The sequence below is a fragment of the Frondihabitans sp. Leaf304 genome, from assembly GCF_001423105.1.
Lineage (GTDB): Bacteria > Actinomycetota > Actinomycetes > Actinomycetales > Microbacteriaceae > Frondihabitans.
This window is the reverse complement of sequence record NZ_LMNV01000002.1, coordinates 1,505,704-1,530,128: the sequence shown is the minus strand read 5'-3', so window position 1 is coordinate 1,530,128 and position 24,425 is coordinate 1,505,704. Positions and strand designations below refer to the sequence as shown.

At 64.9% G+C, this 24,425-nt stretch carries 21 protein-coding genes; 13 read left to right on the top strand and 8 right to left on the bottom strand.

Annotated elements, in window-relative coordinates:
- Positions 1–46: 46 nt before the first annotated feature.
- The 5 genes from ASF54_RS06785 to ASF54_RS06765 form a co-directional block, all read right to left on the bottom strand.
- Positions 47–2,557 carry a glycoside hydrolase family 65 protein gene (locus tag ASF54_RS06785; RefSeq protein WP_055960212.1) on the bottom strand — a complete coding sequence of 837 codons (2,511 nt, stop codon included), beginning with the start codon at positions 2,555–2,557 and terminating at the stop codon, positions 47–49.
- Positions 2,554–3,390: an HAD family hydrolase gene (locus ASF54_RS06780; RefSeq protein WP_084816000.1), complete on the bottom strand. Its 837-nt coding sequence runs from the start codon at positions 3,388–3,390 to the stop codon at positions 2,554–2,556. The genes ASF54_RS06785 and ASF54_RS06780 overlap by 4 nt, the downstream gene beginning before the upstream one ends.
- Before the next feature lie 159 nt (positions 3,391–3,549).
- Entirely contained in the window at positions 3,550–4,335 is a 786-nt protein-coding gene (locus ASF54_RS06775; protein WP_123941481.1) for a hypothetical protein, read from the bottom strand.
- A gap of 109 nt (positions 4,336–4,444) precedes the next feature.
- Positions 4,445–5,311, bottom strand: a complete 867-nt coding sequence (locus ASF54_RS06770; protein ID WP_055960206.1) for an aldo/keto reductase — start codon at positions 5,309–5,311, stop codon at positions 4,445–4,447.
- 125 nt (positions 5,312–5,436) lie between these two features.
- The gene (locus ASF54_RS06765; RefSeq protein ID WP_055960203.1) at positions 5,437–6,171 is read right to left on the bottom strand and encodes a CPBP family intramembrane glutamic endopeptidase; all 735 of its coding nucleotides are present in this window, start codon (positions 6,169–6,171) and stop codon (positions 5,437–5,439) included.
- A gap of 116 nt (positions 6,172–6,287) precedes the next feature.
- Between ASF54_RS06765 and ASF54_RS06760 the strand changes: the two genes are divergently transcribed.
- From ASF54_RS06760 to ASF54_RS06745, 4 genes are read left to right on the top strand one after another with little or no spacing between them, the layout of a single operon-like run.
- The gene (locus ASF54_RS06760; RefSeq protein WP_055960199.1) at positions 6,288–7,724 is read left to right on the top strand and encodes a polysaccharide biosynthesis tyrosine autokinase; all 1,437 of its coding nucleotides are present in this window, start codon (positions 6,288–6,290) and stop codon (positions 7,722–7,724) included.
- On the top strand, positions 7,721–8,299 hold the full coding sequence (locus ASF54_RS06755; protein WP_055960196.1) for an arsenate reductase/protein-tyrosine-phosphatase family protein: 579 nt from the start codon (positions 7,721–7,723) through the stop codon (positions 8,297–8,299). The genes ASF54_RS06760 and ASF54_RS06755 overlap by 4 nt, the downstream gene beginning before the upstream one ends.
- On the top strand, positions 8,296–9,264 hold the full coding sequence (locus ASF54_RS06750) for a hypothetical protein (RefSeq protein WP_055960193.1): 969 nt from the start codon (positions 8,296–8,298) through the stop codon (positions 9,262–9,264). Before ASF54_RS06755 ends, ASF54_RS06750 begins: the two co-directional genes overlap by 4 nt.
- Positions 9,258–10,718, top strand: a complete 1,461-nt coding sequence (locus ASF54_RS06745) for a sugar transferase (protein WP_055960190.1) — start codon at positions 9,258–9,260, stop codon at positions 10,716–10,718. The genes ASF54_RS06750 and ASF54_RS06745 overlap by 7 nt, the downstream gene beginning before the upstream one ends.
- Before the next feature lie 153 nt (positions 10,719–10,871).
- Here ASF54_RS06745 and wecB read toward each other — a convergent pair whose 3' ends face one another.
- Positions 10,872–12,011 (bottom strand): non-hydrolyzing UDP-N-acetylglucosamine 2-epimerase, encoded by a 1,140-nt coding sequence (wecB, locus tag ASF54_RS06740; RefSeq protein WP_055960181.1) that lies wholly within the window; start codon positions 12,009–12,011, stop codon positions 10,872–10,874.
- A gap of 147 nt (positions 12,012–12,158) precedes the next feature.
- Here wecB and ASF54_RS06735 point away from each other — a divergent pair, with 147 nt between their 5' ends.
- From ASF54_RS06735 to ASF54_RS06710, 9 genes are all read left to right on the top strand, one after another.
- Positions 12,159–13,397, top strand: a complete 1,239-nt coding sequence (locus ASF54_RS06735) for a hypothetical protein (protein ID WP_055960179.1) — start codon at positions 12,159–12,161, stop codon at positions 13,395–13,397.
- 34 nt (positions 13,398–13,431) lie between these two features.
- Positions 13,432–14,691, top strand: a complete 1,260-nt coding sequence (locus tag ASF54_RS16330) for a lipopolysaccharide biosynthesis protein (RefSeq protein ID WP_157510053.1) — start codon at positions 13,432–13,434, stop codon at positions 14,689–14,691.
- Positions 14,692–14,697: 6 nt separating this feature from the next.
- On the top strand, positions 14,698–15,891 hold the full coding sequence (locus ASF54_RS16985; RefSeq protein WP_084815999.1) for a glycosyltransferase family 4 protein: 1,194 nt from the start codon (positions 14,698–14,700) through the stop codon (positions 15,889–15,891).
- On the top strand, positions 15,888–16,931 hold the full coding sequence (locus ASF54_RS16325) for a glycosyltransferase (protein ID WP_157510052.1): 1,044 nt from the start codon (positions 15,888–15,890) through the stop codon (positions 16,929–16,931). Before ASF54_RS16985 ends, ASF54_RS16325 begins: the two co-directional genes overlap by 4 nt.
- Positions 16,928–17,857, top strand: a complete 930-nt coding sequence (locus ASF54_RS16045; protein WP_162237105.1) for a glycosyltransferase family 2 protein — start codon at positions 16,928–16,930, stop codon at positions 17,855–17,857. The genes ASF54_RS16325 and ASF54_RS16045 overlap by 4 nt, the downstream gene beginning before the upstream one ends.
- 47 nt (positions 17,858–17,904) lie before the next feature.
- Complete coding sequence (locus tag ASF54_RS06725; protein WP_055960173.1) at positions 17,905–19,707, top strand: DUF4012 domain-containing protein; 1,803 nt, start codon at positions 17,905–17,907, stop codon at positions 19,705–19,707.
- 50 nt (positions 19,708–19,757) lie between these two features.
- Complete coding sequence (locus ASF54_RS16640; RefSeq protein WP_055960170.1) at positions 19,758–20,309, top strand: hypothetical protein; 552 nt, start codon at positions 19,758–19,760, stop codon at positions 20,307–20,309.
- A gap of 118 nt (positions 20,310–20,427) precedes the next feature.
- Positions 20,428–21,318 (top strand): VOC family protein, encoded by an 891-nt coding sequence (locus ASF54_RS06715; RefSeq protein WP_157510050.1) that lies wholly within the window; start codon positions 20,428–20,430, stop codon positions 21,316–21,318.
- Positions 21,319–21,370: 52 nt separating this feature from the next.
- Positions 21,371–21,979, top strand: coding sequence for a TetR family transcriptional regulator (locus ASF54_RS06710; protein WP_055960164.1), 609 nt, complete (start codon positions 21,371–21,373; stop codon positions 21,977–21,979).
- Positions 21,980–22,036: 57 nt separating this feature from the next.
- Here the strand turns inward: ASF54_RS06710 and ASF54_RS06705 are convergent, their stop codons facing one another.
- Together ASF54_RS06705 and ASF54_RS06700 are read right to left on the bottom strand one after the other, a co-directional pair.
- Positions 22,037–22,741, bottom strand: coding sequence for an MBL fold metallo-hydrolase (locus ASF54_RS06705; protein WP_162237104.1), 705 nt, complete (start codon positions 22,739–22,741; stop codon positions 22,037–22,039).
- 53 nt (positions 22,742–22,794) lie between these two features.
- The gene (locus ASF54_RS06700) at positions 22,795–24,366 is read right to left on the bottom strand and encodes an APC family permease (RefSeq protein ID WP_055960158.1); all 1,572 of its coding nucleotides are present in this window, start codon (positions 24,364–24,366) and stop codon (positions 22,795–22,797) included.
- Positions 24,367–24,425: the final 59 nt, after the last annotated feature.

Genomic DNA, 24,425 nt, shown 5'->3' with positions numbered 1-24,425 from the left:
CGAGGCGGGTTTCTCCTTCAAATTCGGGAGAGCAGAAGAAGAACAGCTAGATGCTCGACACCTCGGCCTCGACCTCGCCGCGATCCACCGAGACGGTCGGGATCGACGCCGTGACGACAGACCCGTCGGGGCGCAGCATGCCGCGGAGGTCGCTCGTGGTCGGCGGCGGGGTCTCGATGCGCGGCCCCTGGTTCGGCAGCGCGACCGTGACCGGCGACCCGTTCACCACGTCGACGCGCTCGTGGTGAACGTGCACCGTGACCTCGGTGCCCTCCTCGATGGTGAAGGTGATGTCGGCCTGGCGCACGTCGACGCGGAGGCGTGAGCCGCGCACCGTCATGCGGAAGGTCAGGTGCTCCCAGTCGGCGGGGAGGCGCGGGTTGAATGTCAGGCGGCCGCTGTGGTCGCGCATGCCGCCGAAGCCGAACGCCATGGCGCTCCAGATGCCGCCGGCGGATGCCACGTGCACGCCGTCGGAGGTGTTGTGGTGCAGGTCGGCGAGGTCGACGAACAGGGCCGAGAGGAAGTAGCTGTGGGCCAGCTTGTGGTGGCCCACCTCCGCGGCGATGATCGACTGCACGACGGCCGACAGGGTCGAATCGCCCGTCGTCAGCGCGTCGTAGTACTCGAAGTTGCGGCGTTTCTCGGCGGGGGTGAACTCGTCGCCCTGGAGGAACAGCGCGAGCACGACGTCGGCCTGCTTGAGCACCTGGAAGCGGTAGATGACCAGGGGGTGGTAGTGCAGCAGTAGGGGGCGCTTCGATGCCGGTGTCGAGTCGAGATCCCAGAGCTCTTTGTCGAGGAACTGCGCGTCTTGCGGGTGGATTCCGCGGTGCGGATCGAAGGGGATCTCCATCGCGTCGGCGGCGGCGCGCCAACCGCGGATCTCGTGCTCTTCGAGACCGACGCGGCGCACCATGCGTTCGTAGGCGACCGGGTCGTTCGCCATCAGCTCTTCGCAGATGCGGACGGCCGACCAGAGGTTAGCCCGCGCCATGACGTTCGTGTAGAGGTTGTCGTCGACGACGGTCGTGTATTCGTCGGGCCCGGTGACGCCGTCGATGTGGAACTTCTCGTCGCCGTTGGAGCGCCAGAAGCCGAGGTCAGACCAGAGGCGGGCCGTCTCGACGAGGATGTCGATGGCGCCGCGGGCGAAGAAGTCGTCGTCGCCGGTGGCCGCGACGTACTGCATGAGCGCATGCACGATGTCGGCGTCGATGTGATACTGCGCGGTGCCGGCGGCATAGTAGGCGCTCGACTCGAGGCCGTTGATGGTGCGCCACGGGAACAGGGCGCCGCGCTGGTTGAGCTCGGTCGCGCGGTCGCGGGCGGCGTCGAGCATGCCCTGCCTGAACCGGATCACGTTGCGGGCCACGTTCGGCGCCGTGTACGAGAGGAACGGCATCACGTAGATCTCGGTGTCCCAGAAGTAGTGGCCGCCGTAGCCCGAGCCCGAGACGCCCTTGGCGGCGACACCCTGGCCGTCGGTGCGGGCGGTGGCCTGGGCTAGCTGGAAGATGTTCCAGCGGATGGCCTGCTGCAGGATCGGGTGGCCCGGCAGCTCAACGTCGCTGCGGATCCAGAAGTCGGTGAGCCAGTCACGCTGATCGGTGAAGAACTCGTCGACGGGCGTCTCGCGCGCGCGGTCGAGCGTGCGGTCACAGCGGTCGGCCAGCTCGCGCGGGGGCACGCCGCGCGACGAGTGGTAGACGATGGTCTTGGTCATGCGCACCGACCGGCCCGCCTTGGCCTTGATGCGGTAGACGTGCTTGGCGATGTCGTCGTCGATCTGCGACGACTGCGACCACTCGTTCTCGGTCTCGAGCGCGTGCTCGGCGCCGACGGCCACCGTCATGCCCGAGTTGGTGGTCTGGTAGCCGAGCACGTATCGCGTGTCGACGTTGCGCTTCCACTTCGGCTGCAGCACGCGGTCGGCGAAGCTCTCGGCCTTGCGCGGGTCGAAGCCGGCTGACGCGCGCATGCCCGTGTGGTACTCGTCGCCGAGGTCTTGGCGGTTGAGGATCTGGCTCGACAGCAGCAGCGACGCGTCGGCGTCGAGCATCGTGACCTCGTAGTCGATCACGACGAGGTGGCGGTCGGTGAACGACACCAGACGTCGGCTCGTGACGAGCACGCGCTTGCCCGACGGGGTGCGCCACTCGATCTCGCGCACCAGCACGCCGTCGTGGAAGTCGAGGCGACGGGTGTACTTCAGGATGTCGGATTCGGCGAGCACGAACGGCTCGTCGTCGACATACAGCCGCACGACCTTGGCGTCGGGCACGTTGACGATCGTCTGGCCGACGCGGGCGAAACCGAAGGCCTCTTCGGCGTGCCGGATGGGCCAGGTCTCGTGGAACCCGTTGATGAACGTGCCATACGAGTGCCCACCACGCCCCTCGTCCATGTTGCCGCGAAGCCCCAGGTAGCCGTTGCCGACGTTGAACATCGTCTCGGCGACACCCTGGTCGTCGGGCGCGAACTCGGTTTCGACGAGAGCCCACTCGTCGACGGGAAAGCGGTTGCGGTCGAGGGGGTCTTCGGTGATCGTCGTCATGCGTCGGTGACTTTCGTGTCGCGCTCCTCCGGAGCGGAGGGAGCGGACGGAGCAGCAGCAGGAGCGGAGGCAGCAGCAGGAGAAGAGACGGCGTCGACGAGCTCGGCCAGATCGCCGACCACGAAGTCGGCACCGTACGCGAGCAGGGCTTCGGCGCCGACACCGCGGTCGACTCCGACCACGAGACCGAAGGATCCGGCCCGACCGGCCTCGACCCCCGACTGTGCATCTTCGACGACGACGCATTGCCCTGCGGTCAGGCCGAGACGCTGGGCGCCGTCGAGGTAGGTGTCGGGCGCGGGCTTGCCGGCGAGCTTGTCGTCAGCGGCGACGAGGCCGTCGACCACGACGTCGAAGCGGTCGCTGAGACCGGCGGCTGCCAGCACGGGGACGGCATTGCGCGAACTGGAGACGACCGCGACCCGATGCCCGGCTGCGATGGCCGCGTCGAGGAACGCCACGGATCCTTCGTAGGGGGTGACGCCGTTCTCGCGCAGCTCGGCTGCGAAGACCGCGTTCTTGCGATTGCCGAGACCGCAGACGGTGTCGAGGTCGGGGGAGTCGTCGGGGGTGCCCTCGGGCAGGGTGATGTTGCGGCTGGCCAGCAGCGATCGCACGCCGTCGTAGCGGGGCTTGCCGTCGACGTACTCGAAGTAGTCGCCCTCGGCGTAGGGGGCGACATCGGGTGCGTGCTCGGTGAGGTAGTCGGTGAAGAGGGTCGACCAGGCACGCATGTGCACTTCGGCCGTGGGCGTCAGCACCCCGTCGAGGTCGAACAGGATGCCGGGGAGGGCGGGCAGACGCGACGCGTCGCGGGCAGGGGAGGAGGACACGGAGCCGGGGGGATCCCTTCGAGCAGTTCGCCGAGGCGGCGGAGGAGACGGCGACGGGAACGGCTTCGGTCTTCACCCGGGGCGGGCTCGTCGTGCGACAAGTCTGGCACGGGCGGCGGGCTCGGCCTAGTGGCGTCGCCCGTGGATGAGGAGCGCTGTCTAGAGCTCGTGCACCGCGACGCCGTCGACGCCGCCCATGCGTTCGAGAGCGGCCGTCAGCAGGGTGCCGACGGCGTCGGGCAGCACGTGGTGGTTGAGGTAGATGCCCTCGAGCCAGGAGAGCACCTCGTCGGCGGGCATGCCGACGGCCTCCCAGTCGATGCCGGGCAGCGCACGCGTGACGGGCAGCTCGGTGTCGGGATCGAGGCGCGCCTCGGCGATGGCGACCTCGGGTGCCCCTTCGGTGGCGTACCACATCAGCGCGATCGGGTGATTGTCGCCGTCGATGTGGTCGTGGTCGACCCGGCCGCTGCCGAGCCACGGCAACGTGAGCAGCTCGCCCTCGATGTCGACGGTGATCAGGTCGAGCTGGGTCGGCTCTTCGACCTCGCAGATGAAGAGCGTGTAGCCCTCGTCGTTCCAGGCGGCCGCTTCTTCGAGGTCTTCGAGCAGGTCGGGCATGCGCTGGTGGAACTCGGTGAGAAGCACCGACGCCCAGTTGAGGATGGGCCCGCCGAGCGTGTCGGGCCAGGGGCTGCGGTCGATGTCGGAGCCGTTGCCGCGGTGGAAGTGGTAGTCGATGCCGCCGTCGACGGTGTCGAGGTGGATCTGCCCGCTGGCGAACTCCACGGCGATGCTCGACTGGCCTGTCTCTTCGTCCCAGTCGCCGAAGATCTCGGGGCGACCGAGAGTGGCGGGCGGCGCGATCGCCGCGGCCGTCTTCGGCCCCAGGTTCAGCACGGCCTGGAACCGCGTGGTGGGAAGTCGAAGACTCATGTCTGTCACGGGTGGTTCCAATCGCTCGGTGTCGAGACTAGCCGACACCGAGCGACCGGAGGCCCGTGCTCCCCAGGGGAGGGTTCAGCTCACGCTAGTGAGCCAGCGATGCGTCAGATCAGGCGATGGCCGACAGCTCGGCGAACTCGTCGTCGGTCAGCTCGATCTCGGCGCCGTGCATGTTGTCGTCGAGGTGCGAGACGGTCGACGTGCCGGGGATCGGCAGCATGACGGGCGAGCGCTTGAGCAGCCAGGCGAGTGCGAGCTGCGACGGCGTCGCGCCCTTCTTCTCGGCGATCTCGTCGAGCACGCCGCCCTTGCCGGCCAGCGAACCGGTCGCGAGCGGGAACCACGGGATGAACGCGATGTTCTGCTCGGTCGACCAGTCGAGCAGGTCTTCGGCCGAGCGGTCGGTGAGGTTGAACAGGTTCTGCACCGAGACGATCTCGGCGACCTTCTGTGCGGCCTTCACCTGGTCGATGGTGACCTCGCTGAGGCCGATGTGACGGATCTTGCCCTCGTCCTGCAGCTTCTTCAGCTCGCCGACCTGGTCTTCGAGCGGCACCTGGGGGTCGATGCGGTGCAGCTGGTAGAGGTCGATGCGCTCGAGGCCGAGCCAGCGGAGGCTCATCTCGGCCTCCTGGCGCAGGTACTCGGGGCGACCGACGGGCGGCCATTCGTTCGGGCCGGTGCGGGTCAGACCGCCCTTGGTGGCGATGACGAGGTCGTCGGAGTAGGGCTTCAGCGCCTTGGCGATGAGCGGCTCGGCGACGGCGGGGCCGTACGAGTCGGCGGTGTCGATGAAGTTGACGCCGAGTTCGACGGCGCGGCGCAGCACGCGCAGGGCCTCGTCTTCGTCTTTCGGCGGGCCCCAGACGCCGGGGCCGGTGAGCTGCATGCTCCCGTAGCCGAGGCGGTTGACGGTGAGGTCTCCGCCGAGGTCGAATGTGCCCGCAGCCTGGGCGGGAAGGTTCTGCGTGGTCATAGAGACTCCTTTCACAAATCGCCCGGGTGGGGCGACGTGTCGCCGGTCAGGGCGACAGGGGTAGTAAACGCTCCCGAGGATCCTGCATTCCCAGATGGGGGTACAGGCTCGGGCGCAACCGACCTCTACACGGGCCAGGTCAGCCAGACCGCGATGCCGTTGAAGACGATGTGCGCGACGAGGGCGCCACCGACACGGCCGGTCGCGGCGGCGAGCCCGCCGGCGAGTAGGCCGAACACGAGGGTGCTGGCGAACGTGACTGCGGCGGCCGTTCCGTCGGTGCTGCCGGCCGCGACGTGCAGTAGCGCGAACAGCAGCGCGGTGACGACGACCGCCATCACCTGCACGAGCACCCGGTTCACGCGCGTCCCCGGCCGCCCCTGCTCGGCGAGGGTGTGCTGGAGCACGCCGCGAAAGAAGACCTCTTCGAGCAGCGGGGCAACGACGACCGGGGCGACGAGCCCGACGACGAGGATCGCTCTTGTCGGCCCGTCTCCGAGGATCACCGGCGCGTGCAACCCCGTGTCGCGATAGACCGAGAGGTTGATCGATGCGTCGACGGCGCGTGCGAGACACCCGACGGCGATGCCCCAGAAGACGTCGAAGAGGCCGAACCGCAGACCCCAGCGCTGAACGAGGCTGGGCGGCCCCTCGCTGCGGCGTGCGAGAACGACGGCGACGAGGATCCCGGCGGCCAGCGGCACCCACACGACGCCGTAGGCGAGCCAGGCCTCGAGCGCGCCACCCGTGAGCCCGAACGGTGTCGCAGACGAGGTGAACGTCCGCCCGGCGAGGGCCGCGACGGCCAGCGCAACGAGTACCGCGACGAGAATTCGCCGGGAACCGCTCGTGGTCTGCATGACCCCCAAAGTAGACGACGGGTGCGGTCATGCCGTGTCGCCGCTCGGCGGTGTGAGAATATGTCGAAGCACGGTTGAAAGTCAGGGGACCGCTGCGCGCTAGGGGAAGGCGAGCTGTGGAGCTTCGCGAATACATCACGGTGCTGCGCAAGGGATGGATTCTCATCCTCGTGCTGGCACTGGTCGGAGTGGCTTTGGCCGCGACTTACTCGCTCGTCAAGAAGCCGGTGTTCTCGGCGACGGCGCAGGTGTTCGTCTCGACCCAGTCGAGCGGCAGCGTGAGCGACCTCGTTCAGGGGAGCACGTTCACGCAGCAGCGGGTGACGACGTACGCCAACCTCGTGACGACGCCGATCGTGCTGCAGCCGGTCGTGGCGTCGTTGAAGCTCGACATGACCGCCGAGGAGCTGGCGCAGATCGTCAGCGCCGACGCGCCTCTCAACACGACGCTGATTCAGATCACGGCGACGTCGACGAGTGGGGTGCAGGCGGCCGAGATCGTCAACGCGACCTCGCAGAGCCTGACGAACGTGGTGCAGAACATCGAGGCGACCGGCAAAGACGACGCGTCGACGGTGAAGCTGACGCGCGTGCAGGAGGCCCAGGTGCCGACCTCGCCGATCAGCCCCAAGGTGCCCCTCAACGTGATTCTTGGCCTGCTGATCGGGCTCGCTGTCGGCGTCGGGCTGTCGGTGCTCCGCGAGACCCTCGACAACCGCATCCGCAACGAGGGCGACGTCGAGAAGATCCACTCCGGGCCGATCATCGGCGGCATCGCCTACGACGCGAAGACGTCGAGTCGCCCTCTCATCGTGCACGCCGACCCCCGCAGCCCGCGCGCCGAATCGTTCCGCACCCTCCGCACCAACCTCCAGTTCTTGGAGCTGGAGGGCAAGGCGCGCACCTTCGTCATGACCTCCTCGGTGCAGAGCGAGGGCAAGAGCACGACGGTTGCCAACCTCGCCATCGCGCTCGAGACTGCCGGCTACCGTGTCGTCCTCATCGACGCCGACCTGCGCCGCCCGAAGATCGCCGACTACATGGGCCTCGAGGGCGCGGTCGGTCTGACCGACGTGCTGATCGGCCGCTTCGATCTGTCGGACGCCGTCCAGCCCTGGGGCTCGGGCAACCTGCACGTGCTGCCGGCCGGCCAGATCCCGCCGAACCCGAGCGAGCTCCTCGGCTCGCGCCGCATGCAGGATCTCCTCTCCACCCTCGAGGCGAGCTACGACTACATCCTGTTCGACGCCCCGCCGTTGCTGCCGGTGACCGATGCCGCGATCCTGGCGAAGCGGGCGAGCGGCGCCATCGTCGCGGTGGCCGCCGGTCAGACGCACAAGAACCAGCTCAGTGGAGCGGTCGCGACCCTCGAGAACGTCGGTGCGCCCATCGCCGGCTTCGTGCTGACGATGATGCCTCTGAAGGGGCCAAACGCCTACGGCTACGGCCGCTACGGGTACGGCAACTACGGCTACGGCACGAGCGACGAGGCCGTTGCTCCCGCGCGCGGCGGGCTGTTCCGTCGCGGCCCGTCTCGGCAGGCGACTCGATGACGACTGCGCTGCCGCTGTCGGTGCTCGTCGTCTGCACGGGCAACATCTGCCGGTCGCCGCTCGCTGAGCAGCTTCTCGCCGCGCGCCTCGACCGGTCGTTCCTCCTGTCGAGCGCCGGCACCTTCGCCGAGACGTCCAGCCCGATGGAGCCCCTGTCGGCCGAGCTGTCGCGCCAGTACGGCGGCGTTCCCGAGCTGCACCGGGCGCGCGACCTCGACGTCGACATGATCCGGGCCGCCGATCTGATCCTCACCGCCACGCGCGAGCATCGGGCGGCAGCGGTGTCGATGCTGCCCCGCGCCTCCCGGTACACGTTCACGCTGGCCGAATTCGCGCGACTGGCGGCGTACGCGGGGGAGAGCGGCGAACTGGTCGCGTCGGATCCTCGTCTCGTCGTCCAGGCGGCGGCCGCCTCCCGCGGGATCGCCCCGCCGCCCGGTGATCCGGCCGATGACGACATCGAGGATCCCTACGGCCGCAGCCGAGCCACCCACGAGCGGGTCGCGACCCGAATCGACGACCTCGTGTCGAGCATCGTCGGGTCGTTCGCGCTCGCGGGGGGCACCGGTCGATGAAGTCGCGGGTCGCGGGGTCGGGGTTCTTCTCGTCGCTGGCGGGACGCATCGTCGTCATCGCCGTGATCGTGGCATTCGTCGTGGTCGACGTGCTGCTGGTCGCCGCGGCTCTTCGCGCGACGGCTCCGGTCGATCCGGGAACCCCGGGGCCCATCCCCACCTACACGAGCTCGCCGCAGCCGACCGCCACCGCGAGTGCCTCCGCCGCGATCGACGAGCCCTCGGGCGAGGTGCGGTTGCTGTCTGCCGTGAGCGCCACCGAGGCCTGGCGCACGACTCCGGGGCTCTGCGGGGGAGCGGCCCCGAAGGTCGAGCGCTCGACCGACGGCGGTGACACCTGGGCCGTCGTCGACCTGGGGTCGACCGGCGTCGCCGACGCGGTGGCCCTGAACGCAGGATCCGACCGCACGGCTCTCGCAGGTCACCTCACGGGCTCCTGCACCAAGACGAAGGCGATGGCGACGTTCACCGAGGGCAAGTTCTGGGCGGCGTCGACGACCGACGTCGCTGATCTCGCTTTCGTGGTGCGCGGATCGAATCGCGTGCACCTCGCCTCCGGTGTCGTCGCGGGGCCCTGCGCCACACCGCTCGGCGCCGTGCAGTCGGGCAGCGCCGCCGCCGTCTCGTGCGCCGATGCCTTCGCGGTCAAGAACGGCGATGCCGCCTGGCAGACGGTCACCGTCGACGGGTTGCTCGCCTTCACGGCGACCGGCACGGGCACCGCGACCAGCTACCTGCTCGCCGTCGACTCGGCCTCCGACGACTGCGACGGCGTCGCGATCGAGTCGCTCACGGCCGACCTCACCCCCGACTCGGTTCCGACGCCGGTCGGCTGCGCCCCGGTTGCGTCCGCCGCCGGCACGCTCGACCCGTCGACGGTCGCGCTGTCGCGGGTCGGCGCGAACGTCTGGCTCTGGGCCGGCTCTCGGGTCTCGGTCTCGGCCGACGGCGGCGCGTCGTGGTAGCCGAGCGGCTGGCCACCCACTCCGACTGGAGCCTCGACTACGCGAGGCGCCTCCGTATCACCGATCTGCTCGTGCTGGTCTGGGTCGTCTTCGGCGTGCAGATCGCGTGGTTCGGCTTCGACAGCCAGAAGCTCTCGGGCAGGGGCAACGTCAACGATCTCGCGATCAACTACACGGCGGTCTCGATCGTCGTGATCGTCGCGTGGATGATCATGCTCGCCGTCTACGCCACCCGCGACTACCGGGTGATCGGCGGCGGCTCGGCGGAGTACCGCCAGATCGTCGACGGCAGCGTCCGACTCTTCGGACTCCTGGCGATCGTCGCCTTCCTCTTCAAGATCGACCTCGCCCGCGGCTACATCTTGATCGCCCTGCCCCTCGGCGTCGTCGTGCTGGTGTTCTCGCGGTGGATGTGGCGGCAGTGGCTGTCGGTCAAGCGCAACCGCGGTGACTACTCGGCGCGCGTGCTGCTGGTCGGCTCGGCCGAGACCGCCCGGCACATTGCCCGCGAGCTCGCTCGGCACCCCGAGGAGGGCTACCGCGTCGTCGGAGCCTGCATTCCCGCCGGTGCCCCGGGCACGACCCTCCTCGACACCGGCGTGCCCGTGATCGGCCGCATCACCGACGCACTGAGCGTGCTCGACGAGATCGGCGCCGACACGGTCGTCATCACAGGATCCGAGGAGCTCGGCCCGCAGAGCATCCGCGAGTTGGGCTGGGGTCTCGAGGCCGGGCAGCAGCACCTGATCGTGGCCCCCAGCCTCACTGACATCGGCGGCCCCCGGATCCACACCCGCCCCGTTGCCGGCCTCCCGCTCATCCACGTCGAGACTCCCCGCTACGTCGGCGGCAAGCAGTTCGCGAAGCGGGCCTTCGACATCGTCGGATCGACGCTGCTCATCGCCCTGTTCTCGCCAGTGCTGCTGGTCGTGGCGCTTCTCGTCAAGACGTCGAGCCGCGGCCCCGTGCTCTACCAGCAGGAGCGCGTCGGCCTCAACGGCGACCACTTCCACATGCTGAAGTTCCGGTCGATGCGCGTCGGTGCCGACGCCGAGCTGGCTGCGCTCCTAGCCGAGCAGGGCAGCAGCGACCGGCCGCTGTTCAAGGTGCAGGACGACCCGCGCGTCACGCCGATCGGCCGCGTTCTGCGTCGCCACTCGCTCGACGAGTTCCCGCAGCTCTTCAACGTCTTTCTCGGGTCGATGAGTCTCGTGGGCCCCCGCCCCCAGCGCGACGGCGAAGTCGCCCTCTACGACGAGGCCGCGCGCCGCCGCCTCCTGCTCAAGCCCGGCATGAGCGGCCTCTGGCAGGTCGGCGGGCGCTCCTCGCTCGACTGGGAGGACGCCATCCGCCTCGACCTCTTCTACGTCGAGAACTGGTCGGTGATGGGCGATGTCGTGATCCTGTGGCGGACGATGCGGGCTGTGCTGGCTCCGGGTGGGGATGCGCACTGATGGCCGGTCTGCAAACATCCCACCGTGCATCAGACAGAAGCGCCAAGACACTTCATCTGGGCTGATTCGTCACCGCCCCTATTGGGGCGGCGCGTTGTCTTCTCCGCAATCCAAGCCAGTTGAACTCGCGAGCCAGACGGGACACGACGTTACTCAGGCCTTCGCGACGAAATCGTCTAGGCGCTGTCCGACCCCGAACAAGCTGCCGATTGCCGCAACGCTCCGTCGTGAGGCATTACCATCGCCGTAAGGATTGACCGAACGGGACATTGCTTGGTAAGCGGTCTCGTTATCGAATAGCTCGAAGACGTGCGACTCAATCGCGGGGGCAGACGTTCCAATAAGTCGAGCGACGCCGAAAGAGACGGCCTCCGGCCGTTCGGTCGTGTCTCGCATGACTAGCACAGGCTTGCCTAACGCTGGAGCTTCCTCCTGAATGCCACCCGAGTCCGTAAGGATCACATGGCTTGCCGCCATAAGGTGTGAAAACTCGTGGTACTGCACGGGCTCAGTGAGTAGAACGTTTTCCAGGTCGCCAAGTACGGGCATAAGAATTTCACGCACGAGAGGATTCCTGTGCATCGGCAAGACGATCTCAATGTTTGGCAACCGCTTGGACAACCGGGCGACAGCATCCCCGATGTCCCTCATCCCACCGCCGAGGTTCTCGCGCCGATGCGTAGTCACGAGAAGAATTTTTTTGCCGCTCGCAACGACGGCCGCTAGTGCCGGGTCGGTGAAGTTTGACAGCGGAATCGATTGGGTATGCAGCAGGGCATCGATCACTGTGTTTCCTGTGACGGCGATAGTCCCCGGGTCGGCCCCTTCAGCAAGTAAGTTGCTCCGACTCGTTTCCGTCGGTGCGAGGTGCAGAGCGGCGAGCTGACCCACGATCTTCCTATTGCCTTCTTCGGGGAAGGGCAACGCCAGGTTGTGGCTTCGTAGTCCAGCCTCCAGATGTATAACCGGGATTTGGTTGTAAAACGCGGCCATCGCACCGGCCATCGCGCTCGTGGTGTCACCCTGCACGATGACGGCCTGCGGTCGCACTCTCTTCAAGAGTTCATCCAGGCCAACTAGAACTGCGGAGGTGATCCCGGTAAGGGTTTGACGGGGCTTAATGACGTTCAAATCGTAATCAGGCTCAATTTGAAAGAGAGCATTGACTTGATCCAGCATTTCGCGGTGCTGGCCGGTAACCGTGACCACATTTTCGAAAGAGCCATGTGTCTCCAGCTCAGCAATGACAGGCGCCATTTTAATGGCCTCGGGCCTTGTGCCGTAGATCGGCATAATTCGAACGGTCACAACGACCCTTTCCTGATCCAGTTTTTGCAGTAGCCCAACGCGCACGATTGTGTCACGGCGAAGCGAATGGCGACTAAAGCGTGGCGATCGTGTCCAACCCTCGACCTTGCGCATTCATGGGAGACTGGCGCTATGGGGTTAATCGGTGGGCGGGCACTGACCGCAAGTCCGAACGTAGACGCCGAAGCGTCCCCGTCCAGACGCGGGAATGGAAGGCGTCTCGAGGCGACGGTCATTCTCCTCATTCAATGGGGGCTGCCGACCCTCGGGTTCCTGATCCTCGAAATGGATCGGGGTTTTGTCAAAAATGGATGGCTCGTGCTGTGCGCCCCCATTTTATTTCTCTTCGGCGCTGCCATAGTTCGGTCCAGGACTTCCGTTTTAAAGGATGATCAAACCTGGCTTCTTCCGTTTCTCAAAGCGAGCATGTCGGTTGTCCTACTACTCGCCATAATTCACTTTGCCAGCGTAGGTATTCCTGTTCTGCAGGCCAACGTCGAAACGTCGAGATTCGAGGTAGGCGGTAGCGGATACGCTGGGCTGCCAAGCAGGGGAGTCTTGTACGCGTTGCCCTGTCTCACCCTTCTCAGTTTGGCAACACTTCGACCCTCGACTCGCAAGGTCACCAGCTGCATTTGGTTGCTCTTCTTCCTCACGCAGGTGGCCCTTGGTTTCAAGGGGGCACTTGTGGAAGTCCTCATTGTGACCGCGATCGGCTACGCGGTTGGTCATCGGTTCAAGGTTTGGCAAATTCTCGTTTTTGCCGCCTCGGGAATCGTGGCTCTCTTCTACGTTCAATTTGTCGGCGCCAAGTACGCGACGCTTGCAGGAGGGAGTGGCCTGGACTACATTCTTCGGCGTTCTACGTCTGACGCCATAATCGCCGGCTACGTTGCTATGACTTCTCGGCCGGTCGGGCTTACGCAACGAGCGTCCGTTCTCTACACCGACTTTGGTGTTCTACTTGACCGCTACATTCACGGAGGGACGAGCTACACCTTCGACGAGTTGGTCTCGTCTGTCGTGACTGGCACACCTATCACGCCGGGGGCGTTCCTGGTTCCGGTCACTGTGGGAGGGCCCGTCTATCTCCTGTACAGCCTGCCAGTTTTGGCAGCCGCAATTGTGCTTATCGCCCTGGGTGGCTCTTGGAGTTGGATGCTGGGCCTGCTCGCAGAGCCCCCCTCGGCCCTCCTTGCCGTACTGGCAACTGTATCCATTTATGGAATACGAGTCTTCCTGCTGAACGGCAACGGTTCGTATTTGTTTATCAATATGGCGTTCACGGGACTGATTCTCGTTGTCTGTTCAGTACTGGCACGAGCGAGGATATTCCATCGTCCCTGGAGCCCCGGCCCTAAACATGTCTGACCAACTTTCCGTGAGACATTCATGGGCTAGCCGGATGAATTTTCTGGCGTTCCAAGCGGGCACAGCGTCCGTGGGGATAACTGCATTATTTGTCTGGCCATGGATTGGCCGGCAAATCTCGCAGTCTGAATTGGGTACGATCTCCGGCTGTCTTGCAGTTGCAAGTATTGCCGCACCCCTACTGACGATGGCTCTTCATCTGACTTTGGCCAACCACTTTTCTCACGATCCGGGATCAAAAAGGAACACGGAAGGCAGGGTTGCGTTTTCCTGGACCCTTGGACTGGCCGCAACTTCGATAATTCTGTCTCTCGCGAATTACTCCGGCGTGCTGGTCATCGACGTGGTGGCACTTAGCGCGGCATCTGCCGTGTCCTTGATGGTTACGGGCACGACGCGCGGCCTGAACGCTCCAGGCGCCTTTGCACTCGCCACTTTTGTGAGCCAGATTGGCGGCTTGATCGTTCTGGGGTTCGGTCTTGCTGTTGGTTCGCTCCATGTCGGTGTCGTCCTGTACGTGCTATTTAGTGCCGTTGGGCTGATAATTCAGACGGTGCTAGTGGGGCAAAACCCGTTTCGTCGCAACTATGAAGGTGCTCTTGCGCTGCTTCGACGTTCTTCTCGTCTTGTGCCTCACCTCATCTTGGCCGTCGTTCTCCTCATGACGATGCGGCTTCTCGTTGGAGCGATTGAAGGCCCGTCGGCCCTAGGCCAATTCCAGTATGCGTCGTTGCTCATAGGAGCAGTCACGACTTTCGCCAGCACACTCGACGCTCATTGGTCGGTCCGCGCACAAGCAGAGAGGACCTCTGAAGGCCTCTCACAACGCCTATCTGAGCAACAAACCCGGGTACAGATGACTCTTGTTGTTGTGACCCTTGTTTCTGTTGCCTTCTGCGCATTTGGCCTGCGGTTTTGGCTTCCCTCGGGCTATCCAATTGACTCGATCAGACTTGCCGTCCTACTTGCACTGCCTGCCGGGGCATTCCAGGCCTTCGCAGATGGTAAGGCGGCGTTCGCCATGTGGCACTCCGCCAACGGCATGGTGTCCCGCTCGACAGTTATAGGTGTTGCGAGCGCCTTGTTGTCTGGTCTATTTCTCGTTTCACTAGGAGGGTGGCCTTTGGTGGGTCTTGCTCTCCTAATAGGTTCTGTCATCAGAGCCGGGGTCATTTGGGTGTCCGCAAAATCTCTGCCAGGTTTCTCGAGGTTCCCGACTAGTGCGAGAGTTCTTATCATCGTTCAAATCGTCATTTCCATCATCTCCGTGCTGACGTTCAGACTTACCGATTGAGGAATAATGCGAGTCCTGCTGCTAACTAGTAATTACGTCGACCGTTCTCGCGGCGGGGTAGAGCTTCACGTCTACAACCTTGCAAAGGGACTCATTTCATCCGGCCACGATGTGGTTGTTGGTCGCACTAGTGGCGGCGAAGCGCTGCACGAGGTCGACGGTCCGGAGGTGCGCGTGCTGGGTAGGGAACGTCGCAGCCAAGGTGCGATAAGCGACAACAAATCTCCGATTCCATTCGTCCGACTCGCGCGGAATTTCTTGGAACGGCTTCAAATTGGTCGCCAAGTGGGAAGGCGTCTACGTCAGGAACTCAGTAGTGAGGTGGCTTTCGACGTCATTCATCACCACGACTTCATAACAAGTTTCTTCATAGCCCGTGAAATTCACGGCTTGGGAGTCCGCCAGGTCTGGACAAACCACTTGGGTGAGTTCCTAATCCTGGCTCGAATCCCGTTGGTGGGACGCTTCGTAACCCGCCGTCTAACGCGATTTTTCACGGCTGCGACCGGTCCGTCCCTCGATCTTGCGGATCAAAGAGCCGTGAGCTGCCCAATCATGTACGTCCCCAATGGCGTTGACGTGTCTTTGTTCAAGCCTCTGGTTCTGTCCGATCGAGATGTCGCTAGGGCTCAGCGCGGATGGAGTGACCATGACCTGGTTACTGTCATTCCCCGACGGTGGGCCCCAAGCAAAGGCGTTCTTTTCGCGGCCTTGGCGATGTCTACAGATTCCTGGCCAGACGATGTTGTATCGGTCTTTGTTGGCTCGGGTGAGTCCGATGTGCCAGAGTACGCGCAGGCTGTGCGCTCCGCTCTGGCTCAAACCGCCGCTCCGTTTGAGGTTATTGACTCAGTTACTCCCTCGGCTATGGCTGAAATCCTGCGACTCGCCGACGTTTGCATAATACCGTCGTTACTGGAGGCGACAAGTCTTTCGGCCCTCGAAGCAATGGCCAGCGGCTTGCCCGTTGTCGCGACAAATATTGGGGGACTGCCAGACCTAATCGAACCAGGCGTCAATGGGTGGCTGATCGAGCCCCAGAATGCAAGCCAAATTGCTGCTGCGGTCAAGGCCGCGCGCGTGATGTCGACAGAGGACCGAATGTCTCTGGGCTTAGCAGGCCGGGAAAAGGTCCTGCGCGACTTCGCCTGGGATGGGATAGTCATCAAGCTCGTCGAAATGTACGGGTCAAAAGGATGACCCGCATCGCATATCTTTCGCACGTCGATAGCCGCTGGATCAAACAACGTCCTCACTTTCTTGCTGAGGAAATTGGGGCTAGGGCGGGTATGTCTGTTGCGTTCTTCTGCTCTGCCATCGTCAAGAGATCACTCTTAGTCAAGGACCAGCGTCTCTCCGTGCCCGTTTTCAGGTTGCCCCTGCTGCCTCAGCGTCTGCGGGGACGGTTGTGGTTCTTGGACTTCGTGCTATCCAGGGCTTCTGCGCTTCTATTGGTAATTTTCTGGCGTCCAGACGTGCTCATCGTGACTCATGCGCGCCATTATGAATTAGCTCGTCTAGTCGGTCGTTTCAATACTCGAGTCTTTTACGACTGCATGGACATAAATCGTCTTTTCCCGGACGTGGTCAATCGCGATATCGCAAATGAGGCCCGTCTTGTTGACCTGGCGGCTGGTGTATTTTGCTCCAGTGGTCCCATTGAGGAGGAGATTCGCCGTATGGGAACAAACGCGCAAATCGTTTCCGTGCCCAACGCATTGGACGGTAGGGCCATGTCTCACGTGAGACAACACGCGACCGTAAATGCCGGCGTGGTGAGGTACGTCGGAACTGTGGCTAGCTGGTTCGACCGAGATGCGATCCTCGATCTAGTTGAGTCCATGCCTGTCAACGTAGAAATCATCGGGCCTCTCGACAGCCAGGAAATTGTTCATGATCGAGTCACGTACAGAGGTGTGATGACTCACGGGAATGCCCTAGAAGAGATGTGGAAGGCTGACGTTCTCGTGCTTCCTTTCGTTGTGACGGAATTAATTGCGGCCGTGGATCCAGTCAAGGTTTACGAGTACATCGCGACCGGCAGGCCTGTTGTCTGCGTGGACTATCCCCAGTTGGATCACTTTGGTGGACTTATTTCCAGGTATCGCCAAGGCAGTGGCCTATCCGAAGCGATTGCTAGTGCTCTTGGTCGGAAATCAGTGCCCGCAGAAGAGCTTGCAGAATTTGTCAAACTCAATTCCTGGTCGGCACGAGCCGAGCGGATCGCGGAGCTTTTGTGACCGAGGTTGCCGCCGTCGTTGTGGCGTATAACAACGGCTCGGAGCTCGTGCGCTGTCTGGAGGGCTTAGCTGCGAATCAGTCGGTCGGGACAATCTTTGTCATCGACAATGGCGCACTGCCATGGCAGGGATCCGAGGCTGTGTCACCCACGCTTCGGCGGAAGCTCGAGTACCGCAGGCCATCCTCCAATCTCGGCTACGCCGGGGGAAACAACATGGGCATCGAGTTGGCCGCCTCGATAGGTGCTGAGCACGTTCTGATTTGCAACCCGGATGTGACAGTCAAGTCCGCGGACGTGGACGACATGCTGACCGATCTGCGGTTGTTGGGCTCTGATCTCATTTCACCGCAATTGTTGGAGAGATCGAGCCAGGGCGACTGGTCCGCACTCGGATCACCTGGGTGGGATGCGGCTGCTGGAAAGGGTGTCCTCCGGAGATCCGACGCCCTGTTGGCCAGCGAGTTTGTCCCGACATTCTTTGGCGCATGTTTTCTCGCGCGCATGTCTCTCTTCCGGTCGACGGGGCTCCTATCTCCCAACCTGTTCTTGTTCTGTGAGGAAATTGACCTCTGTATGAGAATGAGTCTCCTGGGCCTGAGCGGGAACTGGGGTATTTCGGGGCGCACGGTCGTCGAGCATGGCCGAGGAAGCAGCGTCACGCCGAAGGGATACGGCTCGTCAGCTAGATCAAGGTTGTCCGTGGAGGAAGCAGCTAGGTCGGCTGTAATCATTGGCCGTATCTACTGGCCCTGGCGGGTCCCTTTATGGGGAGGGCTACGTCTCGTCCTTGCGGTGCGCTACGTCGTTCTGGGGAGGATCTCGCTGGCACGGGGAGTTTTGCGTGGGGTCTATCGAGGTCTTCGATCTCCCGTCCTGCCACCGGAACAGGCGGGATCGGTGTCGAACAGGCCGAACGACCCGTAACCCGGCAATCCGCCGTAAGCGAGAACGACACATGTTTGAATGAGCGCATGGCACTCGGGGAAGCCGGCGACGTTCGCGTTCGACCGCAGCGACACATCGCCCGCTGGGTGATCCTGCTGATCGTCGTGCTGCTGGTCGCCTGCGTGGCATGGGTCGGCGTGCGCGGCGTGCTGGCGAAGAACCACCTCGAGAAGGCCGTTGCGCTCGCAACTCAGGTGCAGAGCGACGTGACGAGGGGCGATGCCAAGGCCGCGCAGGCGAGTGCCGTCGAGCTGGCCGCCGAGACGAGGGACGCGAGACGACTGACCGCCGATCCGATCTGGCGGGGAGCTGAGATCGTGCCTCTGGTCGGCCCCAACCTGACGGCAGTGAGAGAGGTCTCCGGGATCCTCGCCGATGTCAGCACCGACGCGATCGAACCGATCGCCGGAGTGCTCGGCACGGTCAACGTCGCCCAGTTCAAGCCCGTCGACGGAGCCGTCGACCTCGAACCGCTCGTCAAGGCTCAACCGACGATCGCCTCCGCGACTGCGTCGCTGCAGACGAACCTCGAGCGTGCCCGCGCCGTCGACACCGCCGGAACGGTCGGCCAGGTCGACACCGCGGTCGATCAGCTCACGTCGGTGCTCGCCAAGGCGAGCAGCGCGGCTGAGACCGCGGACCAGGCCGTCACCCTGTTGCCCGACATGATGGGGCAGAGCGCGCCCAAGAAGTACCTCCTCCTCTTCCAGAACAACGCCGAGCTGCGGTCGACCGGCGGCGTGCCGAGTGCCGTCGCACTCGTGACGGCGAAGAAGGGCCGCCTCGCGTTGCAGAAGCAGGCGTCGTCGGCAGACTTCCCCGAGCTGGCGAAGCCCGTCATCGACCTGCCGCTCGAAACCGAGGGCATCTATGGCTCGATCACCGGCCGCTTCTTGCAAGACGTCAACCTCACGCCCCGCTTCCCGCTCACCGGCGAGATCGCCCAGCAGCTGTGGAAGAAGCGCTACGGCGCCACTGTCGACGGAGTCATCTCGATCGACCCGGTCGCCCTCGGCTACCTGCTCACGGCGACCGGAGATGTCACGCTGCCGAACGGCGACATTCTCACGAGCAGCAACGTCGTCACCTCGCTGCTCTCAGATTCGTACGCCAAGTACCCGGATCCTGCGGTGCAAGACACCTACTTCAAAGCCGCGGCCGGCGCGATCTTCGCGAAGGTCGCATCGGGCGACTTCGACCCGAAGCTGATGCTGACGGCTCTGACGAGGGCGGGCGACGAGGGGCGGATCCTGGTCTGGAGCGACGACAAAGCGCAGCAGAAGACCATCTCGAAGACGGCCCTGTCGGGCGAACTGCCCCGAGGATCCAAGACGAGGCCGGCTTTCGGCATCTACCTCAACGATTCGACGGGCGCGAAGATGGATTACTACCTCTCGACGCAGGTCAGCATCGGGCAGGTCACCTGCCGCAAAGACGGGCGCCCGAACTACGTCGTCGACGTCACGCTGACGAATAACGCTCCGGCCGACGCCGCCACGAGTCTTCCTGAATACGTCACCGGGGGAGGTGACTTCGGCGTAGCACCCGGAAACGTGCAAACGACGGTCTCGATATACGCCCCCAAAACAGGGGTCTTCACCGGTGTTACAAAAGACGGAAAGACGCGATCGCTCCATACCGCGACCGACTCCGGGTACCCCGTGAGCCAGTTCGAGACCCTGGTAAAGCCCGGAAAATCAACGACTTGGCGTCTCCAGTACATCGGGCCGAAGAATGCGGCGGTGATTCCGTCCATCACACAGACACCCGGAGTTAACGTTCTGGAAACAAAACAAATCTTGATTACCTGTAACTCCCTCGTAAGCTGAGGATGCTGCACTTACCAACCGCGCGGCTTCGATCACATCAGGGGATTATTTTGAAAAAGCTTATTGCTGCCGCGCTGCTCGTTGTAGTCGGCGTCTTCGCAGTTCCGGCCGCCGCTAACGCTGCCGGCTACGTGCCCACCAGCAACATCTCGGTCAGCGGCGCCGCCACTCCGGGTGGAACGGTCGTCACCGGCTTCGCTGCTGGCTCGTTCACGCCGAGCGAGACTGTCTCGTTCTCGGTCACCGGTAGCGGACTCGCCACGCTCAGCGCGGCCACCGCCACCGCCAGCATCACGAAGCAGGCCGACGCCTCGGGCGCCACCGCGCTGAACGTGAAGCTCCCCGCCGGCGCCACCGGCACCTACTCGGTCACCGCCACCGGCCAGACCTCGGGCAACGTCGCAACCGCCGCCATCACGGTCGCTCCTGTCGACGCCGCCGCTGCCGGCGGATCCACCGTCGCCGACCCGTCGGGCGCCCTCGCCTTCACCGGTTCGAACGGCTCCATGCTGATGATCTGGGCCGCCGCCGGAGCAGTCATGCTCGGTATCGCGCTCATGCTCGTCCTCACGCTCGTTCGTCGTCAGCGCGCCAACGCGTAACTCGATAGCAGCTCTTCGAAGGCCCCGGTTTCGACCGGGGCCTTTGTCGTGTCCGCTGGGCGTGTGGTGTGGGGCGAATCAGTTGTCGCTACAACCATTGCCTGCTATGGTCGGTGACATGTCCTCGACCTCCGCTGATCTCCTCGCACCCGACACCAGCATGGGCGCGGTCACCCTGCGGGTGGCCGACCTCGACGGCATGACCGCCTACTACCGCGACGCCGTGACTCTCAGCGTCTTGGCGCAGGAGCCCGCGACGGCGGGGTCGCCGGCGCGCAGCATCCTCGGCCGCGGAGCCACGATCATCGTGATCCTCGAGCACGCACCCGAGCTGAAGCACGCGGGGCCCCGAGACGCCGGGCTGTTCCACACGGCCATCCTCTTCGAGACCGAGGCCGACCTCGCGTCCGCCGTCTACTCGGTCGCCAGCCGCTTCCCGCGCTCGTTCACCGGCAGCGCCGACCACCTCGTCAGCAAGGCGTTCTACTTCACCGACCCCGAGGGCAACGGCATCGAGCTCTACTGGGATCGCGACCGAACCGCCTGGAGCTGGACCCACGGCCAGATCGACATGGCGACTCTCGCTCTCGACCCGAACGCCTTTCTGCAGGAGAACCTCAGCGAGCACGATCTGGCTGCAGCGCCGACCCGTGCCGCGACCGTCGGCCACGTCCACCTCAGCGTCGGCGACGTCGCCAGTGCGCGGCAGTTCTACGTCGACCAGCTCGGCTTCGAGACGACCACCGAGTTCGGCGCCCAGGCCCTCTTCGTCAGCGCCGGCAAGTACCACCACCACATGGCGATGAACACCTGGCAGTCGGCCGGGGCCGGTCGACGGCAGCTGGCACTGGGGCTGGGCCTCGTGCGCATCGAGGTGCCGAGCGACGACGAGATCGGAAGTCTCGGTGAGCGCCTGGCCCACTTCGGTGTGGCAACGGCGGACGACGGGCGGATCCTGAGTTTCGACGACCCGTGGGCCAACCGAATTCAGGTGTCGGCCAAAAGCTGACGAACGGCTCGGCCCGGGTGCGTTTCAGGGGTGCGGCGGCTAGCATGCCGCCATGGGCATCCGGGAGGAACAGCGGGCAGCCACGGTCGCTCGGATTCTCGAGGCCGCGGGCGCCGAGTTCGAAGATCGCGGCTACGAGGCCACATCGTACGGTTCGATTGCGACCCGGGCCGGAGTCGCGAAGAGCCTCGTCAGCTACCACTTCGCCACCAAAGCCGAGATCGCTGCGAGTGTCGTCGCCGAAGCGTTTCCGCAGGGCACCTTCTTCGGCACCGAGCCGTCGCCCGACGGGCCCCTCGCCGACATCGTGCAGTCGACCGCGTACGTCGCCCGGCAGTTCGCGACCAACCCGCTGGCACGGGCCAGCCTCCGCATCGTCAACGAGCACAAGCTCACCGACCCGAATGCGCCGCGCGCCTACGTCGGCTGGGTCGCCCGCATCTCTGACAACCTGCGCCGCGCGGCCGCCCTCGGGCAGATCACGATCGGCGTCGACACTCACCGCGAGGCCACCGTGCTCGTCGGGCTGTTCGTCGGGCTGCGGTACGTGACCGACACCCTCGACGAGCGCGAGCGGTTCACCGACATCGTGATGGCGTCGATCCGGCAGCGGCTCGTGTACCTCGGGGCCGACGAGGGAGCGCTCGCGCGCGTCGCGTAGGGGGCGGCTGGGCGCTGGGGCGGTGGCTGGCCGCTAGGCCGGTGAGGTGGCTGGCCGCTAGGCCGGCGGCAGTCGATCATCGTGAGGATCGCGGCCCGACCGGAGCGCCTCGAGGAGGTGACGGTCTCGGGTGAGGCGAGCCGTGGGATCCTTGCCGGGCGTGCCGTGGCCCGGGATCACGATCGCGGCTCTCCGGGCGAACGGTTCGAGCGCGGTGAGGCCTGCGGCGTAGGCGGCGAGTGGGTCGGCCGGTGGGCTGGTCGGTGCGTCGGGCTCGAACGGCAGGGGCGGCTCGATGTCGCTGAGCATGTCTCCGGCGACGAGGATCCCACGGCTCGGCACCCAGACCGCGGTATGCCCCGGCACGTGGGCGTCGTGTTCGATCAGCTGCACGTCGACGCCTCGCCAGTGCAGGCGGTCGCCCGGTGCTGCCGTCACCGCGCCGACGAGCGGAAGCAGTTCGGTGGGCCACGCCCCGAGCTCGGCCAGGATCGCGGGCCTGTCGTCGCGCGCCGGTGTCGCGGTCTCGGCGGAGGCCCAGCGCGGGGCGTCGCCGAACCCCGGGTGCCAGAGGAGGTGGTCGAAGTGGGCGTGGGTCGAGAATCCGGCCGTGACGGTCAGCCCGCGGCGGGTGAGGGCGTCGGCGATCGAGGCGAGCTCGTCGACCTCCCACGCGGGGTCGATGAGGAGGCAGTCACGGCCGTTCGACCCGACCACCACTGTGGTGGTGGTCGAGTCGCGGCGGCTGGTGGCGACCAGCACCCCCGCGGCGACCTCGACGAACGGGTCGCCGCGGGGGCCGAATGATGCGGAGGTCAGTGGAACTTCGGCCCTTCCGGCGTGGAACGGGCGGATAGGTCGTCGAGCTCGTGCTGCAGGGTGGCGTTCTCGCGGCGGGTCTTTGTGCCGAGGGCCCAGAAGACGATGCCCAGCACGATGAAGGCGACCACGGGGAGCAGCTCGGTGAGGAGGTAGAGACCGCCCTCGGAGGGCCCCCAGCCGTCAGGCCTGAAGCCCTCGCCGAACCAGTCGAAACCGAAGCCGGGCGCCATGAGCTGAATGACGGCGAACGCCAGGATCACCATGAGCAGCACCGTCAGCGGCTTGTGGAACGGCATCCGGTAGGGCCGCGGGGTATCGGGGTGGCTTTTACGAAGCTTCCAGAGCGACGGGAAGATCAGCAGGTAGCTGATCAGCGTCGTCGAGATGGTCACACCGAGCACGGCGAAGAAGAACTTCGAGGCGCTGCCATCGGCGATCGTGTTGGCGAGCACCAGCACGATGGTCGAGACGATGCCGCTGAAGATGTTGACGCGCACGGGCGTGCCGAGCCTAGCGTTGATCACGCCGAGGAAACGGGGCGCGGCGCCGTCGTAGCCCGAGACGGCGAGGGCCCGGTCGGATCCCATGATCCAGGTCACGCCGGAGGTCAGCACGCAGAGCACGACGAGGGCACCCGCGACGCCGCCGAGAGTCGCACCCATGCCCGACAGCACGACTCCGTCGCTCGTGGTCTGACCGCCGTAGACGGTGAACACCGACTTGATCGCGTCGACGAAACCCTCGAGGCCGCCGACCTGACTGACCGGGAGCACTAGCAGGATGCCGAGGATCGGCACCGCGTAGAGCAAGAAGGAGAAGAGCGCCGACCGGGCGATGGCGAACGGCACGTCGCGGGTGGAGTCTTTCATCTCTTCACCGGCGCTGTTCGGCAGCTCGAAACCGACGTAGTTGAACAGCAGCACGCCGACCAGGGCGACGAAGCCGCCGGCCGTGGGCACAAAGCTGCCCGCGCCGAGGCCCTGGACGCCGTTCTGCACGCCGAAGATGATCACCGAGATGACGAACCCGCCGATGAGCACGAAGCGGGCGAAGGCGCCGACCGTCGTGATCCATTTGCCGATTCGGAACGACAGCACCGCAGCGAGCACGGCCACCCAGATGAAGGGGATCGTGATCAGGTAGAAGACCGGGGTCGACTGGTCGCCGCCGCCGAGGAAGAATTCTTGAATCGCCACTGCCGCGACGGCTGCGAGCGTGCCGCCGAGCCACACCGGGTTGGTGATCCAGTAGAGCACGTTGTTGATAGCCCCCACGAGGTGACCGAACGCCATTCTCGTCCAGAGGTAGGGGCCGCCCTCCTGCGGAAAGGCGGTGCCGAGCTCGGAGAAGAGCAGCGCCTGCGGCACGAAGAAGAGCACCGCCAAGATCACCATCCAGGTGAATGCCTCGCCGCCCGACGCGGCGACGGCCGCGATCGTGTCGACGCCGACGATGGTGCAGATCAAGAAGAACAGGATGTCGAAGCGACCGAAGTGCCGTTTCAGCTTGCTGCTCTCGGTGGCCGCGGGGGCTATCTGGGAGGGGGTGTCGTAGTCGAGTGCCATGGGTGCCGAGCCTCTTTCAAGAGAGTGGATGGAGCAGGGCAGAGATGTACAGCGGCAGA

Excerpts from the sequence above, each read along its gene's own strand:
- ASF54_RS06785 (WP_055960212.1), bottom strand. The coding sequence starts at position 2,557 with ATGACGACGATCACCGAAGACCCCCTCGACCGCAACCGCTTTCCCGTC.
- ASF54_RS06770 (WP_055960206.1), bottom strand. The coding sequence starts at position 5,311 with ATGACCACGCAGAACCTTCCCGCCCAGGCTGCGGGCACATTCGACCTC.
- ASF54_RS06765 (WP_055960203.1), bottom strand. The coding sequence starts at position 6,171 with ATGCAGACCACGAGCGGTTCCCGGCGAATTCTCGTCGCGGTACTCGTT.
- ASF54_RS06755 (WP_055960196.1), top strand. The coding sequence starts at position 7,721 with ATGACGACTGCGCTGCCGCTGTCGGTGCTCGTCGTCTGCACGGGCAAC.
- ASF54_RS06750 (WP_055960193.1), top strand. The coding sequence starts at position 8,296 with ATGAAGTCGCGGGTCGCGGGGTCGGGGTTCTTCTCGTCGCTGGCGGGA.
- wecB (WP_055960181.1), bottom strand. The coding sequence starts at position 12,011 with ATGCCGATCTACGGCACAAGGCCCGAGGCCATTAAAATGGCGCCTGTC.
- ASF54_RS06735 (WP_055960179.1), top strand. The coding sequence starts at position 12,159 with ATGGGGTTAATCGGTGGGCGGGCACTGACCGCAAGTCCGAACGTAGAC.
- ASF54_RS16330 (WP_157510053.1), top strand. The coding sequence starts at position 13,432 with ATGAATTTTCTGGCGTTCCAAGCGGGCACAGCGTCCGTGGGGATAACT.
- ASF54_RS16985 (WP_084815999.1), top strand. The coding sequence starts at position 14,698 with ATGCGAGTCCTGCTGCTAACTAGTAATTACGTCGACCGTTCTCGCGGC.
- ASF54_RS16325 (WP_157510052.1), top strand. The coding sequence starts at position 15,888 with ATGACCCGCATCGCATATCTTTCGCACGTCGATAGCCGCTGGATCAAA.
- ASF54_RS06725 (WP_055960173.1), top strand. The coding sequence starts at position 17,905 with ATGGCACTCGGGGAAGCCGGCGACGTTCGCGTTCGACCGCAGCGACAC.
- ASF54_RS06715 (WP_157510050.1), top strand. The coding sequence starts at position 20,428 with ATGTCCTCGACCTCCGCTGATCTCCTCGCACCCGACACCAGCATGGGC.
- ASF54_RS06710 (WP_055960164.1), top strand. The coding sequence starts at position 21,371 with ATGGGCATCCGGGAGGAACAGCGGGCAGCCACGGTCGCTCGGATTCTC.
- ASF54_RS06700 (WP_055960158.1), bottom strand. The coding sequence starts at position 24,366 with ATGGCACTCGACTACGACACCCCCTCCCAGATAGCCCCCGCGGCCACC.